Below are 17,753 nucleotides of genomic sequence, written 5' to 3' on the forward strand. Positions count from 1 at the left end.
TTTATTTTTCGAAAAAAGTTAAAATAATTGATCTCCACTTTGGAAATCTAATCCGGGATGATTATCAAAGCGAACGACACCGATTGCAATCTCATTTGGAACAGCTTCTTTGATTTTGGCAGTTCTCAAAATACCAAATCCTCCACAAAGTTCAATGGCCTTAATTCCTTGAGAAACTAAAAATTTAGCTGCTTTGACAGCATCGTCATAATTTTTAGCACCAATAGCCGTTAAATTAACAGTATCTGTATGAACTGTTTTGTAGTCATGAATAAAATCAGCACCGTCAGCCAAAAAAATAAAACCAGCTTCTAATTTCATAAGATCCTTCCTCAAAAATAATTATAGCATAATTGTTATCGGTTTCACTTGACTGGAATAATATTGGAAACTTAATTGCCAAACTCAAGATATTAATGCTGAACCAACTTTTGCAAAATATCTTTTATGAAAATAAATCTAGTATTTTCTTTTTAGAGTAATGGAATAATTTATACACTTCAATTCCTCCTTTTTTTTATAATTATTGAAAATAATTTTACTCAAGAAGATATTTCATTTATACTAAATCAAAATCTTCAGTTAGGAGATAGCACCTATGCTTAAAATGATTGTATTGCAATTAAGTATTTTTGTGTTAATTTATATCATTTCATGTGCTTTATTTGCAGCCATTGTGGCCATATGGATATCTTTGAGAAAGCACGGACACTTTATTGCCACATTCTGGGAAATATTTTTTGAAAAATTCGTAGAAATAATTAATCCTTTGAATTGGTGGGATTTGTTTTAGCATATAGAAATTCTTTCTAAAAGAATTATGACAAGAGTATTGAGATACAAAAATAGCTACTCTGCAGTTATTATTTCATTACTGTAAAGTAGCTATTATTTAGTTAAAATAAAATATATGGGTCAAATATAATTGATTACTTGCTAATTGGGATTATATATCAGATTTTGTTCCAGAATCTTTATTAATCAGCGACTGATTCAAGTGTCTGATTTTTTTTCTTAGGTGCATTTTTGTCCACTGTCACTTTAAATTTATTAACATAAGAATGTTCAAAATCAGTTACTTCTAAAGTATATTTGTCGAGATGGATAATACTTCCAAGATGCAGATTGGGATATTTATCAATAAAATATCCTGCTAAGGTGACAATATCAGTTTCTTTGAATTCATCAATATCAGTTTTAAAATAGCGCTCAAAATCGTATAAAGTAGTTTTACCACTAACTGCGTATGAACCATCTTCGTTTTTCACGATATACTCTTCTGAAACATTATCAACTTCATCTTTAACGGTGCCAAACAATTCTTCATAAATATCTTTGTCAGTAACAATACCGCTAGTACCACCGTATTCATCAACAACGACGACAATGGGCGTTTGTTTAGCGATCATTTGGTGCAAGATGCTGTGAATTGGCATCGTCTCAGGAACAGTAACGATTGAACGCAATAAACGGCTAATGGGCAACTTGCCATTGACTTGTTTTTGGCGAACTAAGTCATAGACGTAAACATAACCGAGAATTTTATCTTTATCATTATCCGCTACTACTGGAAAACGCGAGAATCCTTGTTGTAAATAATCTTTGACGACGTCATCAACAGTATCGGTAATATCAACCACATATAGGCGTGTGCGATCAATCATAATATCTTTGGCAACTTTATCGTTCAAGTCAAAGGCTCTTTGCATATACAGCAAATCATTTTTGTCTAATTGTCCACTAGATACAGAAGCTTGCGACAAACGTAAGATTTCTGATTGGGTAAAGACTTCACTTTCAGAATCTGCTGGTTTCATACCTAACATTTTGACAATACCAGTAGCTGAAATATTAAGCAGCCAAACAAAAGGATAGGCTAAAGTATGAAAAGCATGTAATGGTGTGACTGTTAACATCAAGATTTTCATCGGAAAATCAATCGCAATATTTTTAGGAACGATTTCTGTAATTACGACTTGGAGATAAGTTAAAAGCAATAAGGCAATAACTGAACTAATCGCATGCATGGAGGTAGAAGACTTTAAAGACATTCCTAAGACATTGTTAAAAAAGGCTTGTAAAGTATCTTCACCAATCCAACCTAAAATTAAGCTAGTTACAGTGGTTCCCACTTGGGTAGTAGAAAGATATTCATTAAGATTATTGACCATATATAAAGCACGTTTTAATTTTTTAGTATTGCCTTCTTTTTGTTCTAAAGCATCTTCAATTTGACTAGTACGAGTAGAAACTAAGGCAAATTCTGCCAAAATAAAGAAGAACGCTAAAATAAAAATTATAATGATCCAAATTAAATTAATAAATATCTGAGAGTCAGACAACTATTATTCCCCATTTCTAAAATTGGTTTTACTTCTATTATACCAGTGATTAAAGTTTTAGCCTATGCGGGTAATCAATATTTGTCAAGAGAACTAAGCAATTATTTAAAAAATTTAATTGTGAAGTTTTGATATTAAAAAAGACTGGAATTTTTCCAGTCTCCCTTCGATATTTAATAATAATTATTTAATAACTGCAACATAGCAAGTTGCTCCAGATTTGGTTTGGTAGTAAAGCCAAGTATAACCATCACCTACAACTTTGCCATTATAAAATACTTGTTGACCAGCGCTATAATAGCCAACGATTTTTCCTTTTAAACTAGGGCTGGTTCGGATATTAGTAGTTGTCGTAAAAGTATAAGTACCATAAGCAGCTGTTGGCGCAGTTGCCTTAGGAGTGGAAATCTTGGCAGGTGAATCTTGTTTAGTATTATTGAGAGGCACATAACAGATACTGCCTGAGTAAGAAATATAACGTAGCCAAGTAGCATTGTTAGCAGTGATTTTGCCATTATATACTACTTGTTGACCTACTTGATATTGGCCAATAACTTTACCATTCACATTAGTGTCACTATAAATATTAGTTGGCGTTTTAAAAGTGTAAGTGCCGGTCTCATTGGTAATATTATTTGTTGGTAATGATACTGAAGTTTTGGGTTTGGATGATACAGCATTAGAAGAATTATCAGACATTGGAACATAACATACAGTCCCAGAATACGAAGTATAACGTAGCCAAGTAGTCCCTTTTTCTTGGACTTTACCATTATAAACAACTTTTTGACCAGCTTGGTATTGTCCTACAACTTTACCTTGAGTGCTAGCATTGGTGTAGATATTGGTGGCATTTTTAAAAGTATAAATGCCACTTTCGGTGTTGCTTGCTGTGGTATCATGAGGTTTGGTCTTTGAGCTAGACTTAGTAGTTTGAACTGGATTAACAACAGGAGTAGTCATAGGTACATAACACACAGTCCCAGAATACGAAGTATAACGTAGCCAAGTAGTTCCTTCTGCTTGGACTTTACCATTATAAACAACCTTTTGACCCGCTTGGTACTGTCCCACAACTTTGCCATGAGCGCTAGCACTGGTGTAGATGTTAGTAGCATTTTTAAAAGTATAAGTACCACTTTCAATGTTGTTTGCTTGGGCCTCAATATGAGGAACTGGAGTAGGAACACTAGTGTTATTGCCTAAAACTTCTTGATCCCAAGCTTGTAAATTATTACTTTCAATAATTCTAATTAGCGCTTGCGCATAGTTTGAAGCAGTAGCATAACCATCTTGTTGTAATAGTTGAGCTACTTGGCGATAATCTTGAATACCTAACAAATTATGATAGCGAGAATTATTATTTAAAAAGATTCCGTGATCAGCCATACTTTCATCCCAGCTAGCATATACACGGAATTGAGAATCAATAGTGATATTAGTACCATTAACTTCTTCGCCGGTAGGTAAAACAATTGCTTGGCCATTATTGGAACCTTTGATACCAAAGAGATTATTATATTTTTGTGCTAATTGGGAATTGCCCCATCCTGATTCTAAAATGGCTTGTGCTGCTGTGATTGAGGGTAAAATCTGATATTGTTGCCAGCTATTAATTGAGCCCGCTTTGATTCGCTTTAAAAATTCAACTTGAGAAATACTACTATTAGTTGAAAATAAAGTAGCATTGTCCGTTGGTGTTATCGGTGTGGCATTAGTTTGACTGGCAGTCAAAGTTGCTGGAGATGGTTGGTTATTGCTAGCAATTGTACTATAAGTTGCAGAATCGTCTGTTTTATTATGTAAGTTAGAGTCAATTGATTGATTCGTAGTTTGGTTGGCACTTTGTTGCTCAGTTTCTGCTTTAACGTTTTGAATTGGCAAAGTGGCCAAAATGGTTGCAGAAGTAAGAACGGCTGACCACAGTAAATTGTTTTTTTTCATGATAGAAGTTGTTCCCTCCGAGAACTCGAATTACAAAATGTTATAAATATATCTGTTAAAATAATAGAGAAGCGTTATAAAATCTTAATATTATCTTAAGAATTAGTTTACCATATTAAACAATTTAGTTCTACATGAGTTAGATTAGACAATTAATTTATTATTGGAGAATAGAATTTAATGAAAAAGCCATTATATGTATCTTTAGCAAGTACTATTAAAAATAATATATCTAAACATCAATATCAAACGATGAAACTACCTGATGAACGCACTTTAGCTGAAGAATTTGCGGTCAGTCGCAGCTCAATTAAGCGAGCTATTCAATTATTAGCTGATCAAGGAATTATTTTTAAAAAACAGGGCTCAGGTAATTTTATTAATCCTTTATTTTTGAAAAATAAAACTGCTTTAGACTACACTGGCGATAATGTTGGCTTAACAACTTCAATTGTAACTAATGGCAAGCAGCAACAGATTGAAGTTTTGAACTTGGATGTTGTTAAGCCGGATGCTGCAATTAAAGAAAATCTCTTTTTAACAGCTGATGATTTTGTTTATAGTTTTAAAAGATTACGCAAATTAGATGAAGTACCTATTTTGATTGAGCAAAGCTATATTCCGGTTAAAGTATTTCCTCAATTATCTAAAAAATTGTTAGAACATTCTTTGTTCAATTACTTAGAAGATCAAGAAAACACAATCATTAATCGCGCCTATTTAGATGTCACTACAGAACCGTCGTCAGTGGAAGATCAAGATCTGTTACATTTAAAAACTACTGAGCCTGTAGGAATTATGGCAGGGATATTTTTTGTGGATGATGGCACGCCGTTTGAGTATTCGAGCATGCGATTACATTATCGTTATTTAAATTTTTCGACTTTTGTTAACTTAGGTAAATAAAATTGGAACGCACCAATTTTTTAAATGGTTGACAAATGATGAAGAACGGTTTATAAATAATGTGTAAGACAAATTATGGGAGGTCATTACATGACAGATTACAATAGCCCTGAATATTTTAGTCTCATGCATAAATATTTTAATGCGGCTAATTATATTTCCGTAGGTCAATTATATTTAAAAGATAATCCATTGTTGAAACGGCCCTTAAAAGCCAGTGACGTTAAAGTTCATCCAATTGGTCATTGGGGTACAATTGCGGGTCAAAACTTTATTTATAGTCATTTAAACCGTGTTATTAATAAGTACAATTTAAATATGTTTTATATCGAAGGACCAGGTCATGGTGGTCAAGTAATGGTTTCTAACTCCTATCTTGATGGAAGTTATAGTGAAATCTATCCTGAAATTACGCAAGATGAATCTGGTTTACAAAAACTCTTTAAGCAATTCTCTTTCCCAGGTGGTGTTGCTTCACATGCTGCTCCTGAGACACCTGGTTCAATTCATGAAGGTGGAGAATTAGGATATTCCCTTTCTCATGGTGTGGGTGCTATTTTGGATAATCCAGATGTGATTAGTGCTGTTGTTGTGGGTGATGGAGAAGCTGAAACTGGACCTTTAGCAACTTCTTGGTTCTCCAATGTCTTTATTAATCCCGTTAATGATGGTGCTGTATTACCAATTTTGAATTTGAATGGATTTAAAATTTCTAATCCAACTATTTTGTCTCGTAAAACAGATGAAGAATTGACTAAGTATTTTGAAGGTATGGGTTGGGAGCCAATTTTTGTTGAAGGCGACGATCCAGTCAAATTAAATCCTGTGATGGCTCAGGCTATGGATCAGGCTATTGAAAAAATCAAAGATATTCAAACTAAGGCTCGCCAAAATACTGCCGCTGAGGCTACACGTCCAGTTTGGCCGATGTTGATTTTCCGCGCTCCTAAAGGTTGGACTGGTCCTAAGGAATGGGATGGCGAACCGATTGAAAATTCCTTTAGAGCTCATCAAATTCCAATTCCAGTTGACCAAAATGATATGGAACACGCCGATGCTTTAACTGCTTGGCTAAAATCTTATCATCCAGAAGACTTATTTGATGACAATGGAACTTTGAAATCAGAAATTCAAGCATTGACGCCTAAAGGTAATCAACGAATGGCTAAGAATCCAATTACCAATGGTGGTATTGATCCAAAACCATTAGAATTACCAGACTATCGTGATTATCAATTGAAATTAGATCATCCGGGCAGTCAAGATGCACAAGATATGATTGAATTTGGTAAATATTTACGCGATTTGATTAAAAAGAACCCAACTACTTTCAGAATGTTTGGTCCTGATGAAACAATGTCTAATCGTTTGAATCATATTTTTGAGGTAACCGATCGGCAATGGATGGAGCCAGTTAAAAAGCCTAATGATCAATTTGAAGCTCCAGCTGGTCGAGTATTAGATGCACAATTGTCAGAACATCAATCTGAAGGCTGGTTAGAAGGGTATACATTGACTGGTCGTCATGGTATTTTTACTAGTTATGAAGCTTTCTTACGGGTCATTGATTCAATGTTGACACAGCACTTTAAATGGTTACGTAAAGCAGATGAACAATCTTGGCGTAATAAATATCCAGCCTTGAATGTTATTTCAACTTCAACATCTTTCCAACAAGATCACAATGGTTATACACACCAAGATCCAGGTATTTTAACTCATTTAGCAGAAAAGAAATCCAAGTATATTCGCGAGTATTTACCAGCTGATACTAACACTTTGTTAGCTTTAGCTGATCGGATTTTAAATGATGAAGAAGTTATTAATCTGATTATTGCATCCAAACAGCCGCGGCCACAATTTTATTCTATGGCTGAAGCTGAAGAGTTAGTAGACAATGGTTTGAAAGTAATTGACTGGGCAAGTAATGATCATGGTCAAAAGCCTGATATTGTCTTTGCTGCAGCTGGTACTGAGCCAAATATGGAAACTTTAGCTGCAATTGATATCTTGCACCAAAACTTCCCTGAAATGAAGATTAGATTTATTAACGTTGTAGATTTACTAAAATTACAAGCACCTAAGCATAATGAACGTGGTCTTAGTGATGCTGAATTTGATGGTTTCTTCACTAAAGATACTCCAATTATCTTTGCTTTCCATGGTTATGAAGATTTGTTGCGTGATATCTTCTTTGACCGTCATAATCATAATATGTATCCACATGGTTATCGTGAAAATGGTGATATTACGACTCCATTTGATATGCGAGTATTGAATTCTATGGACCGCTTCCATTTAGCACAACACGCTAGTGAGTTGGTTTATGGCGATAAAGCCAGTGATTTTAGTCAACAAATGGATCAAAAGATTCAAGAACATCATGATTATATTCGTGAAACTGGTGAAGATTTGCCAGAAGTTCAATCATGGAAATTCAAGGGATTTAATGATTAAATAATATAACTTTAGTTACTTCTTAGGCTCTTTAAAAGTTGATTATTCAGACTTTTAAAGAGCCTTTTTATGTTACAATACAATTTTTATGAATTAAAAACTTATTAAAAGTTTATATAGTAATAAAAACCGTAAAAGAGACATAAAGAAACGTAAAAAAGTTCAATAGTTCATAACCATTGATTGAAATCGATTGCAAATAGGCTTAATCTTAATAGTGAAATAAATACTAAACGTTGGAGGAATTATTATGGCTGATAAAAATATTAATAACGTAACTCGTGAAAGTTGGATAATGGATACTTTTCCTGAATGGGGTACATGGCTCAACGAAGAAATTGCAAATACTAAGGTTAAACCTAATACTTTTTCAATGTGGTGGTTAGGCTGTACAGGTATTTGGTTAAAAACAGCTGAAGATACTAATATTTTAGTTGATATGTGGTGTGGTACAGGTAAGCGCTCACACGGTACTGGCAAAATGAGAAAAGGTCATCAGATGCAAAGAATGAGTGGAGTGCAAAATCTTCAACCTAATTTGCGCAATAAACCATTTGTTATTGATCCATTTGCGATTAAAGATGTTGATGCTTTGTTTGTAAGTCATATTCATTCTGATCATTTAGACGTTAATACAGCTGCTGCTGTAAATAGTAACTGTCCACAAGCTAAATTTTATGGACCAGAACAAGTTTGCCAAATCTGGCAAAGTTGGGGCGTACCTGCCGAAAAAACTGTAGTAGTAAAACCTGGTGATGAAGTAACAATCGGTAAAACCAAAGTCAAAGTTTTAGAAGGATTTGATCGGACTGCCTTAGTTACTGAAGATGATCCTAACGTTCAACTCAAAGGTAAAATGCCTCAAGATATGAATAAAATTGCTGTCAATTACTTATTTGAAACAACAGGTGGCAACCTTTATCATGCTGCTGATTCGCATTATTCTAATATGCTAGCTAAGCATGGTAATGAAAATAAAATTGATGTTGCTTTAGGGGCATATGGTGAAAATCCTCGTGGTATCACTGATAAAGTTACATCAGTAGATATTTTACGGATGGCAGAATCTTTAAATACTAAAGTTATCATTCCTGTACATTATGATATTTGGACAAACTTTATGGCAGATCCAAAAGAAATTACAATGTTATGGAACTTTAAGAAAGATCGTTTGCAATACAAATTTAAACCATTTATTTGGCAAGTTGGTGGCCAATTTACTTATCCAAATGATAAGGACCGTTTGGAATTTAATTTTGATCGTGGTTTTCACGATGTATTCTCCATTGACAACGATACACCATTCCCATCATTCCTATAAGGTTGTGAAGACATGTTATTAGAAGATATGATCGAAAGAGATTTAGTGGATGTTAAAACCTCATCCCCAAAAGATTGGAAAGAGGCTTTAAAACAAGCTAGCGATAAGTTAATTGAGCATGGGTATATTAAGCCGGGATACACTGATGAGATAATAAACAATGTAGTTACTAATGGGCCATATATTGTAATTGTTCCAGGAGTTGCAATGCCCCATGCAATGGCCGAAAGCGAAAATGTGCTGGGAACAGCGATTGGATTTACCAAATTTCCTCAACCAGTAGTTTTTGATGAAAATAATCCAGATTCACATGCACAACTGTTTTTTACTTTGGCTGCACGTGATCCCAAAATACATTTAAAAAATATCAGTGATTTGTCAGAAGTATTGATGGCTGACGGTTTTATAGAAAAGTTATTGAATATCCAAAATGTTGAAGATTTTAAAAAAATAGTCAAAGAATACCAAGAATAAGTGAGGTGAACTAATATGCAGCAGTTTGTAAATATTCTGATTAAAATTTGGGAATATTTTGCGGCTAACATCTTAACACAGCCAGCATATATGATTGGTTTTATTGTTTTGCTAGGTTATATTTTAGAGAAAAAGCCCATTTATGAATCTATTGCCGGTTTTTTAAAAGCAGTTATTGGTTATATGATATTAATTGTTGGTTCTAATGGTTTAGTTAGCAGCTTTAGACCAATTTTAGCCGGCTTAAAAACAAGATTTCATTTAACAGCAACCGTTATTGATCCGTATTTTGGTCAAAATGCAGTTACTGAAGGTGTAGTTAAAACTTTTGGAAGAACTTTTGGTGACGTAATGTTACTCTTACTTTTTGCTTTTGTTTTTAATATTTTATTAGTTAGATTTCAAAAATATACTAAACTAAGAGCAGTTTTTACTACAGGTAACGTTCAAGTTCAACAATCAGCTACAGCTTTTTGGATTTTGCTATTTTGTTTCCCTAAAATGGGACGAATTGAAGTATTAGTAGTTATGGGCATTATTCTCGGATTGTATTGGGCAGTTGGTTCCAATTTAACAATTCGTTATACTCAAGATTTAACTGATGGTGGTGGCTTTGCAGTCGCTCATCAACAGGGATTTGGGATTGCATTTGTTTCGTGGTTAGCAGACAAATTTAAGGCACACGAAAAGAAAGTTCAAAAAGAAACTAAGGGCTTAGAAGATATTGAATTACCAGGTTTTTTAAAGATTTTTAACGAAAATATGGTTGCTACTGGTATTTTGATGTTGTTCTTCTTTGGAATTATTATGTTGGTATTAGGCCGTCCATATTTCAATCAATTGTATGTGTCTACCAAAGGTGCTTCTGGATTGGCTCCTAATGGAAGCTTTCTATTTTATATCTTAACTACTTCGTTGAGTTTTGCAGTTAACTTGGCTATTTTGCAGTTAGGTGTGCGGACTTTCGTGGGTGAACTAACAGAAAGCTTTACCGGAATTTCTGATCGTTTATTGCCAGGTTCTGTTCCTGGAATCGATGTGGCTGCGACCTTTGCTTTTGGGGAACCTAATGCAGTTACCATTGGCTTTTTATTCGGCGCTTTGGGGCAATTCTTAGCTATAGCTGCTTTATTAGTTCTACATTCCCCTACAATTATTATTGCTGGTTTTATTCCCCTATTCTTTGATAATGCAGCTTTTGGTGTTTATGCTAATAAGCGTGCCGGGGCTAAAGCAGCGATGTTACTACCATTTATCAGTGGGTTAATTCAAGTATTTGGAGCTGCATTTATTTCTAGCTGGATTGGTTTGTCTAAATTCGGTGGTTACTTAGGAATGTTTGATTGGGATACTGTTTGGCCATTCTTTACTATTTTGATGAAGTTCCTAGGTGTAGTAGGTATTATTGCAGTTATTGTAATTTTAATTGCTATTCCGCAATTAGAATATCGTCACGATCCCGACAATTACTTTTTAATGGTTACTGATTATGATAAATATAAAGAAAATATGGCAAAAAAGACTAAATAAATTTGGAGGACAAAATAATGAATGTTTTAGTATCTTGTGCTAATGGATCAGGAACTAGTTTAATGATGATGAAGAGTGTACAAAAAGCTTTTAAGCGACTCGGTATTGCCATTACTAAAATTGAACATACTAGTATTGCTGAAGGTAAAAGTACAGCAAAACAATATGATATTGTCTTTACACCTACGAACTTTTTAAATATGTTTGATGACGCTAAAGCTAGTGGTATTACGGTTATTGGTGTGAAAAATGTTTTAAATGATAAAGAAATTGAACAACATATTCGTGAAGAAACAGACTTAGTAAAATAACTTTGGAGGAAACTTATGACTAAACCAAATTTACAGGTTGCACTAGACAATAATACACTGGCAAGCGCTTTAGCAGATGTCCGTGAAGTGGGCGATATTGTCGATATAGTAGAAGCTGGTACAATTTTGATTCTTCAAGAAGGTACACAAGCTGTTAAAGCATTACGAGCATTATTCCCTAAAAAAACAGTAATTGCAGATACTAAATGTGCAGATGCTGGGACTACTGTAGCCAAAAATATGGCAGATGCTGGTGCAGATTGGATGACTTGTATTTGTTCAGCAACAATTCCCACTATGAAGGCTGCAAATAAAGAAATTTCAGAAATTCAAGTTGAATTATATGGAAATTGGACCCAAGAAGATGCTCAATCTTGGTTGGATGCAGGCATTTCACAAGCAATATATCATCAAAGTCGTGACGCTCTGCTGTCTGGTGGTTCCTGGGGTGAAAAAGATTTAAAAAAGGTTAAAATGTTAGTTGATATGGGCTTTAGAGTATCTGTTACGGGTGGATTGAATGTTGATACATTAAAGTTGTTCGAAGGAGTAGATGTATACACATTTATTGCTGGACGTGCAATCACTCAAGCTGATAACCCCGCAAAAGCAGCTCAGGATTTGCAAAATGAAATAAAAAGAATTTGGGGCAATTAAATTGTACACGAATAATTATATTATTGATTGTTTATATAATATGTCTTTTAATGTGCTTCACGTAAAAAGTTAAAGTATTCTAAGAATAGGACTGGGGCAATATAATTGTCCTAGTCTTTTCTTCTAAATTATAATAACGGCGGTTAATATTATGAAAAATTCAATTGCTAATGTGGATGCTCGTAGAGAAAGTATAGTATCTAAACTGCAACAAAACGAGCAAATGTCTGTAAAAAATCTTGCTCATGAATTTGCTGTATCTTTAGTGACTATTCGTCGTGATTTAAAAGCTTTACAACAAATGGGACAAATTACTTGGACTCATGGTCGTGTACAAGCCGTTCTCCAGCCGGATGCTGATGAGCTGCTAAACGATAAAAGTAGTATGAACCATATTAAAGATTGTATTGCCCAGGCTGTACCTGAATATATCAAAGAAAATAGCACTTTGTTTGTTAATTCGAGCTCGCTTTGTTGGCGAATGATTAATCAATTAGCTATTAAACCGTTAACAATTATTACTAATAATTTACGAGTTACTGAATGTGCGCGCCATCCCGAAACATCTATTATTATGACTGGAGGCGAAGTACGCTATCCTAAAGAGTCATTAGTAGGTACGATAGCAGTACAGTTTTTGGAGACAATGCAATCTGACTATACACTGATTGGTTGCGATGGTATTAGTTTGGATGAAGGCTTGACGACTCATAATATTTATGAATCACAAGTTAATAGTACGATGGTGCAAAGAACCAAACAAAAGGTGATTTGTGTAGCAGATTATCGTAAAGTTGGAGTGTCTAGCAATTATCATGTCGCTGATTTAGATCAAATTGATGTATTAATTACTGATACCTTTGCTAATGAACGGGTAGTACGTTCATTGAGAAAATCTGGAATTGAAGTGATTCAAGTATCAGTCTAAGTCAACCTGCGTGGCAAGTGGTTTTAATTAGAGTTAGGACAATTTTTTGTTCTAACTCTTTTTGGTCTTGATTCGGGTTTTGCTCATCTTTTTGAGCCGTTTATATTTATAAAGATTTTAATTTATATAAACACGAACAATTATCAAATTTATTTAAAAAATGTATTGATTTTAAAAAAGAAGCTTGCTATACTTAATTCCTAAATAATTATATTTACTGGAGGATTACATACTATGAAAAGGGCAGCCACTTTAACTGCAATAGTTTTAACATTCGGGTTAGTATTTGGAGGATGTAGCAATCAGAATAGTAATTCAAATACAAAAGAGCACCACACTGCGGCTTTGGTGACAGATGGTGGTGGAATTGATGATAAATCATTTAATCAATCAGCTTGGGAAGGATTAAAGGATTGGGGCAAACAACACGGATTGAAAAAAGGTGTTGATGGATATAATTATGCCCAATCAACCTCCGATGCAGATTTTATGCCTAATATTAATAAGTTAGTAAAAGCTCAATATCAAACTATTTTTGCCATTGGTTATAAATTAAATTCAGCAGTTGATACAGCTGCCAAGCAAAACCCTAAAACTAATTTTGCAATTATTGATTCAGTAGTACCTAATCATAAAAATGTTGCTTCAGTACAATTCAAATCCGAACAATCCTCTTATTTGGCTGGCGTAGCAGCTGCAAAAACTACGCAAACTAATAAAGTAGGTTTTGTGGGTGGTATTAAAAGTGATGTTGTAACTACCTTTGAAAAAGGTTTTATACAAGGAGTACATGCGGTTAATCCCAATATTAAAGTTGATGTTAAATATGTAGGAGCATTTACTAAAGCTGATGTGGGAAAATCTTTAGCAAGTGCGATGTTCAATAATAAGGAAGATGTAATTTTTCAAGCGGCTGGAGGTTCTGGAGCAGGTGTATTTAGTGCTGCTAAAGATAACCGCAAAAATGGTAAGAAAGTTTGGGTTATTGGTGTAGATCAAGATCAAAAAGCTGATGGAAAATATAATGGAGGTAATGTGACTTTAGCTTCAGCTGTCAAAAAAGTGGATACTGCTGTCTATGATTTGTCCAATAAATCAATGAAAGGTGAATTCCCAGGTAATAAGATTGTAACTTATGATTTAAAAGGTAAGGGTGTAGATTTAATTGATGATAATTTAACAACTACTGCTCAAAAAGCCGTTAACGAATATCGCCAAAAAATAATTAAAGGTGACATCACTGTCAAAGCCAAATAAAAGGAGTTCATCATGCCCAAAACAGTTGTTGAAATGCGACATATTACAAAAAAGTTTGGGAAATTAGCAGCGAATAATGATATTTCTCTTAGTGTACATGAAGGAGAAATTTTATCATTGTTAGGTGAAAATGGTGCCGGAAAGTCTACCCTTATGGGAATACTTTCTGGATTAATTCAGCCCACATCAGGACAAATTTTAATTAATGACAAGATTGTACAAATTAATGGGCCTAAAACTGCTAAAGATTTGGGAATCGGCATGGTACACCAGCATTTTATGTTAATTCCAGCCTTTAGTGTCTTAGAAAATATAATTTTAGGTGATGAGCCAAAACAACATTTTGGCAGAGTGGATTATGCAGGCGCTACTAAAAAAATTCAGCAATTAGCTCAAAGATATCAACTAGAAATAGATTTACAAGCTAAGGTAGCAGATATTTCAGTTGGTATGCAACAAAGAGTAGAGATAATGAAGGCACTTTATCGACAAGCTAATATCTTTATTTTTGATGAACCAACTGCTGCTTTAACACCACAAGAAATTCAGCAACTAATGAGAATATTTCGGGCTTTGGCAGATGAAAATAAAGCAATTATTTTTATTACTCATAAATTGAAAGAAATTAAAGAAATTGCCAATCGTTGTGTGGTTATCAGATCAGGAAAAGTAATTAATACTGTTGAAGTTAATAACACTTCAGAAGAGAAGTTAGCTGAGATGATGGTAGGGCGTAAATTAAGAAGTTCAATGGAAAAGATTACTATCAATAATCATCAGTTAATATTAGATATTCATGGTGTAAATGTTAGCTCTAAAGGACGAAAAAAAGTTAATAATCTGAATTTGCAAGTTCATAGCGGTGAAATTGTTGGAATTGCCGGGGTAGATGGTAATGGCCAAAGTGAATTAATTGCGGCTTTAACCGGTATGAAAAAAGTCACTGCAGGTTCAATTAAAATTAATGGGAATAATTTTGAAAATAAACCAGTCAGAAATTTTATTAAAGCTAAGGTTGGCTATATTCCAGAAGATCGACAATCTGAGGGACTAATTTTGCCGATGACGGTAGCAGAAAATTTGGTTTTAAAAGAGTATTATCATCCACCAGTCAGTCATTATGGCATACTAGATTATCGTTATTTAAATCGTTTTGCTCAAGAGATAATTCATGACTATGATATACGGACACAAAGTGAGCAAAGTAAAGCAGCTTCTTTGTCTGGCGGTAATCAACAAAAAATTGTTGTTGCACGTGAAATTAGTAGTAATCCGGATCTTTTAATTGCTGCTAATCCAACACGTGGAGTTGATATTGGAGCTATCGAGTATATTCATGAAAAGATTGTTCAAGAACGTAATTTAGGTAAGGCAGTATTATTAATAAGTTTTGAATTAGATGAAATTTTAAAATTATCTGATCGAGTGTTAGTAATGCATAATGGGGAAATTGTTGGTGAAGTTGCTCCTCAAAAGACTAATGCTCAAGAGTTAGGACTAATGATGGCTGGTCAAAAAACTCCAACTTCAACGGAGGTAAATAATTGAAAGTAAAAGAGCAAAAAACATGGATATTTCCTATAATAGCAGTATTAGCAGGCTTTTTGGTCGGCGCAATTGTAATGTTACTATTCGGATATAATCCTTTACAGAATTATTGGAATTTATTTGTAGGTGCTTTTGGAGGTTCTTACTCTATTGGTGAAACTTTACGTAATATGACGCCATTAATTTTAACTGCTTTAGGATTTGCCGTGGCTAGTAAGGCGGGATTTTTTAATATTGGAGGCTCTGGTCAATATCTTATGGGCTGGTTTGGCGCCATCATTGTTGCTCTTAAATTATCTTGGCTTCCAGGTTGGGTATTAATTTTTGTATCTGTTATAGCTGGGGCTTTATTAGGCGGACTGTGGTCAGCTATTGCCGGTATTTTGCGAGCCTATTGTGGCACTAGTGAAGTGATCACAACAATTATGTTGAATTATATAGCTCTTTACTTTGTTAATTATATGGTTAAGAATTGGTTAGCAACTAAAGGACAAGATAGTTCTGCAACTATTGTAGCTAAAGCCAGTTTACGCAGTAACTTTCTTGCGCAATTGACAGCTAATTCTACTTTACATTGGGGGTTCTTTCTAGCGATATTGGCCTGTATAGTAATTTGGATTTATTTTAATCGTACGAAGGCTGGCTTGGAGTTACGCAGCATTGGCTATAATTCTCGGGCTGCCAAGTATGCTGGTATGAATGTACGTAAAACAATTATTGTATCGATGCTAATTTCGGGAATTTTAGCAGGCTTAGGTGGAGCTTTAGATGGATTGGGTAATTTTCAAAATATTTCAGTGTCTAATTCTTTACCTCAAGTAGGATATGATGGGATGGCAGTAGCACTTTTGGCAGCTTATAATCCATTAGGTATTATATTATCTGCTTTATTATTTTCTGCTTTACAAATTGGTGGAATGAGTATTTCAGTTTATTCTAGTACTCCTACTGAAATTGTGAATATCGTTACTGCGGCTATTATTTTCTTTATAGCGATTAAATATGCCTTCGAAATTATAATGAACAAATATAAATTTTCCCATTCAAAAAACAAAAATAAACGGAGAGTAGGGCAAATATGAATTTAACAACGATTTTAATGACAATTTTTTCTACTACTTTGGTTTATTCTGCGCCCCTCATCTTTACTGCGCTAGGTGGTACATTTTCTGAACGTAGTGGCGTGGTTAATGTTGGCTTAGAAGGTATGATGATTGTAGGTGCTTTTTGTAGTACTATTTTCACTTTGAATTGGACTTCAAAATTAGGCGCTGAAACTGTTTGGATAGCATTATTAATTGGTGGGATGTCCGGATGTTTATTCTCGTTACTACATGCGGTAGCTACTATTACCTTTAGAGCAGATCATATCATTTCAGGAACAGTACTAAATATGATTGCTCCTGCGCTTTGTGTGTTTTTAACGCGAATATTGTATGGTGGCAAAGGTCAGACTCCAATTATTAGTCAAGGATTAGGAACAATGACAATTGCTGGTTTAGCTAAGATTCCAATTTTGGGTAAAATTTTTTTTACACAAACTTCATTAATTGCTTGGCTAGCAATAATTATAGCGGTCATTTGTTGGTATGTTCTATATCGTACTTCTTTTGGCTTGCGACTTCGCTCAGTTGGTGAAAACCCTGCAGCAGCTGACACACTAGGAATTAATGTTAGTCGTTATCGTTATTTAGGAGTATTGATCTCTGGTTTTTTAGGAGGATTAGGTGGGGCTGTTATGGCTCAATCTATCACGTTGAATTTTTCTGTGAGCACAATTTCAGGACAAGGTTTTATGGCATTAGCTGCCATGATTTTTGGTAACTGGAATCCGCTGGGAGCTATGGGAGCTGCAATTTTCTTTGGCTTAGCACAAAGTTTGCCTATTATTGGTGCTTATATTCCTGGTTTAAATCATGTTAATTCTGTTTGGTTTCAAGTGGCGCCATATTTAATTACAATTATTGTCTTGGCAATTTTCTTTGGTAAGTCAGTAGGCCCTGCAGCAGATGGCAAAAATTATATTAAAAATTAATTAGGATATAAAATTAAAAACTTCCGCTGTATTCAATAACGGA

At 34.3% G+C, this 17,753-nt stretch carries 15 protein-coding genes; 12 read left to right on the forward strand and 3 right to left on the reverse strand.

Going from position 1 to position 17,753, the window contains the following annotated elements:
• Positions 1 to 18: 18 nt before the first annotated feature.
• From DS830_RS08225 to DS830_RS08240, 3 genes are all read right to left on the reverse strand, one after another.
• Positions 19 to 321 carry a DUF6506 family protein gene (locus tag DS830_RS08225; RefSeq protein ID WP_118908981.1) on the reverse strand — a complete coding sequence of 101 codons (303 nt, stop codon included), beginning with the start codon at positions 319 to 321 and terminating at the stop codon, positions 19 to 21.
• A gap of 656 nt (positions 322 to 977) precedes the next feature.
• Positions 978 to 2,342, reverse strand: a complete 1,365-nt coding sequence (locus DS830_RS08235; RefSeq protein ID WP_118899875.1) for a hemolysin family protein — start codon at positions 2,340 to 2,342, stop codon at positions 978 to 980.
• 183 nt (positions 2,343 to 2,525) lie between these two features.
• Positions 2,526 to 4,286 carry a glucosaminidase domain-containing protein gene (locus tag DS830_RS08240; protein WP_118908983.1) on the reverse strand — a complete coding sequence of 587 codons (1,761 nt, stop codon included), beginning with the start codon at positions 4,284 to 4,286 and terminating at the stop codon, positions 2,526 to 2,528.
• A gap of 180 nt (positions 4,287 to 4,466) precedes the next feature.
• Between DS830_RS08240 and DS830_RS08245 the strand changes: the two genes are divergently transcribed.
• From DS830_RS08245 to DS830_RS08300, 12 genes are all read left to right on the forward strand, one after another.
• The gene (locus DS830_RS08245) at positions 4,467 to 5,192 is read left to right on the forward strand and encodes a GntR family transcriptional regulator (RefSeq protein WP_118908984.1); all 726 of its coding nucleotides are present in this window, start codon (positions 4,467 to 4,469) and stop codon (positions 5,190 to 5,192) included.
• Positions 5,193 to 5,282: 90 nt separating this feature from the next.
• Entirely contained in the window at positions 5,283 to 7,649 is a 2,367-nt protein-coding gene (locus DS830_RS08250; RefSeq protein ID WP_118899869.1) for a phosphoketolase family protein, read from the forward strand.
• 250 nt (positions 7,650 to 7,899) lie between these two features.
• A complete protein-coding gene (ulaG, locus tag DS830_RS08255) occupies positions 7,900 to 8,970 on the forward strand; it encodes an L-ascorbate 6-phosphate lactonase (RefSeq protein ID WP_118899867.1) in 1,071 nt (356 codons plus the stop codon).
• Positions 8,971 to 8,982: 12 nt separating this feature from the next.
• Positions 8,983 to 9,444, forward strand: a complete 462-nt coding sequence (locus DS830_RS08260; protein ID WP_118899865.1) for a PTS sugar transporter subunit IIA — start codon at positions 8,983 to 8,985, stop codon at positions 9,442 to 9,444.
• Between the two features lie 15 nt (positions 9,445 to 9,459).
• A complete protein-coding gene (locus DS830_RS08265; RefSeq protein WP_118899863.1) occupies positions 9,460 to 10,974 on the forward strand; it encodes a PTS ascorbate transporter subunit IIC in 1,515 nt (504 codons plus the stop codon).
• Positions 10,975 to 10,991: 17 nt separating this feature from the next.
• The gene (locus DS830_RS08270) at positions 10,992 to 11,285 is read left to right on the forward strand and encodes a PTS sugar transporter subunit IIB (RefSeq protein WP_118899861.1); all 294 of its coding nucleotides are present in this window, start codon (positions 10,992 to 10,994) and stop codon (positions 11,283 to 11,285) included.
• Between the two features lie 15 nt (positions 11,286 to 11,300).
• Positions 11,301 to 11,942 carry a 3-keto-L-gulonate-6-phosphate decarboxylase UlaD gene (locus tag DS830_RS08275; RefSeq protein ID WP_118908985.1) on the forward strand — a complete coding sequence of 214 codons (642 nt, stop codon included), beginning with the start codon at positions 11,301 to 11,303 and terminating at the stop codon, positions 11,940 to 11,942.
• A 151-nt stretch (positions 11,943 to 12,093) separates the two neighbouring features.
• Positions 12,094 to 12,870, forward strand: a complete 777-nt coding sequence (locus tag DS830_RS08280; RefSeq protein ID WP_118899857.1) for a DeoR/GlpR family DNA-binding transcription regulator — start codon at positions 12,094 to 12,096, stop codon at positions 12,868 to 12,870.
• A gap of 234 nt (positions 12,871 to 13,104) precedes the next feature.
• Positions 13,105 to 14,127: a BMP family lipoprotein gene (locus DS830_RS08285; RefSeq protein WP_118908986.1), complete on the forward strand. Its 1,023-nt coding sequence runs from the start codon at positions 13,105 to 13,107 to the stop codon at positions 14,125 to 14,127.
• A 12-nt stretch (positions 14,128 to 14,139) separates the two neighbouring features.
• Positions 14,140 to 15,675: an ABC transporter ATP-binding protein gene (locus DS830_RS08290; protein ID WP_118908987.1), complete on the forward strand. Its 1,536-nt coding sequence runs from the start codon at positions 14,140 to 14,142 to the stop codon at positions 15,673 to 15,675.
• Positions 15,672 to 16,757, forward strand: coding sequence for an ABC transporter permease (locus tag DS830_RS08295; protein WP_240366803.1), 1,086 nt, complete (start codon positions 15,672 to 15,674; stop codon positions 16,755 to 16,757). The genes DS830_RS08290 and DS830_RS08295 overlap by 4 nt, the downstream gene beginning before the upstream one ends.
• Positions 16,754 to 17,710, forward strand: coding sequence for an ABC transporter permease (locus DS830_RS08300; RefSeq protein ID WP_118908988.1), 957 nt, complete (start codon positions 16,754 to 16,756; stop codon positions 17,708 to 17,710). The genes DS830_RS08295 and DS830_RS08300 overlap by 4 nt, the downstream gene beginning before the upstream one ends.
• The last annotated feature ends 43 nt before the right edge of the window (positions 17,711 to 17,753 follow it).

It is taken from the genome of Bombilactobacillus bombi (assembly GCF_003522965.1).
Lineage (GTDB): Bacteria > Bacillota > Bacilli > Lactobacillales > Lactobacillaceae > Bombilactobacillus > Bombilactobacillus bombi.

Excerpts from the sequence above, each read along its gene's own strand:
- DS830_RS08225 (WP_118908981.1), bottom strand. The coding sequence starts at position 321 with ATGAAATTAGAAGCTGGTTTTATTTTTTTGGCTGACGGTGCTGATTTT.
- DS830_RS08240 (WP_118908983.1), bottom strand. The coding sequence starts at position 4,286 with ATGAAAAAAAACAATTTACTGTGGTCAGCCGTTCTTACTTCTGCAACC.
- DS830_RS08245 (WP_118908984.1), top strand. The coding sequence starts at position 4,467 with ATGAAAAAGCCATTATATGTATCTTTAGCAAGTACTATTAAAAATAAT.
- DS830_RS08250 (WP_118899869.1), top strand. The coding sequence starts at position 5,283 with ATGACAGATTACAATAGCCCTGAATATTTTAGTCTCATGCATAAATAT.
- ulaG (WP_118899867.1), top strand. The coding sequence starts at position 7,900 with ATGGCTGATAAAAATATTAATAACGTAACTCGTGAAAGTTGGATAATG.
- DS830_RS08260 (WP_118899865.1), top strand. The coding sequence starts at position 8,983 with ATGTTATTAGAAGATATGATCGAAAGAGATTTAGTGGATGTTAAAACC.
- DS830_RS08265 (WP_118899863.1), top strand. The coding sequence starts at position 9,460 with ATGCAGCAGTTTGTAAATATTCTGATTAAAATTTGGGAATATTTTGCG.
- DS830_RS08270 (WP_118899861.1), top strand. The coding sequence starts at position 10,992 with ATGAATGTTTTAGTATCTTGTGCTAATGGATCAGGAACTAGTTTAATG.
- DS830_RS08275 (WP_118908985.1), top strand. The coding sequence starts at position 11,301 with ATGACTAAACCAAATTTACAGGTTGCACTAGACAATAATACACTGGCA.
- DS830_RS08280 (WP_118899857.1), top strand. The coding sequence starts at position 12,094 with ATGAAAAATTCAATTGCTAATGTGGATGCTCGTAGAGAAAGTATAGTA.
- DS830_RS08285 (WP_118908986.1), top strand. The coding sequence starts at position 13,105 with ATGAAAAGGGCAGCCACTTTAACTGCAATAGTTTTAACATTCGGGTTA.
- DS830_RS08290 (WP_118908987.1), top strand. The coding sequence starts at position 14,140 with ATGCCCAAAACAGTTGTTGAAATGCGACATATTACAAAAAAGTTTGGG.
- DS830_RS08300 (WP_118908988.1), top strand. The coding sequence starts at position 16,754 with ATGAATTTAACAACGATTTTAATGACAATTTTTTCTACTACTTTGGTT.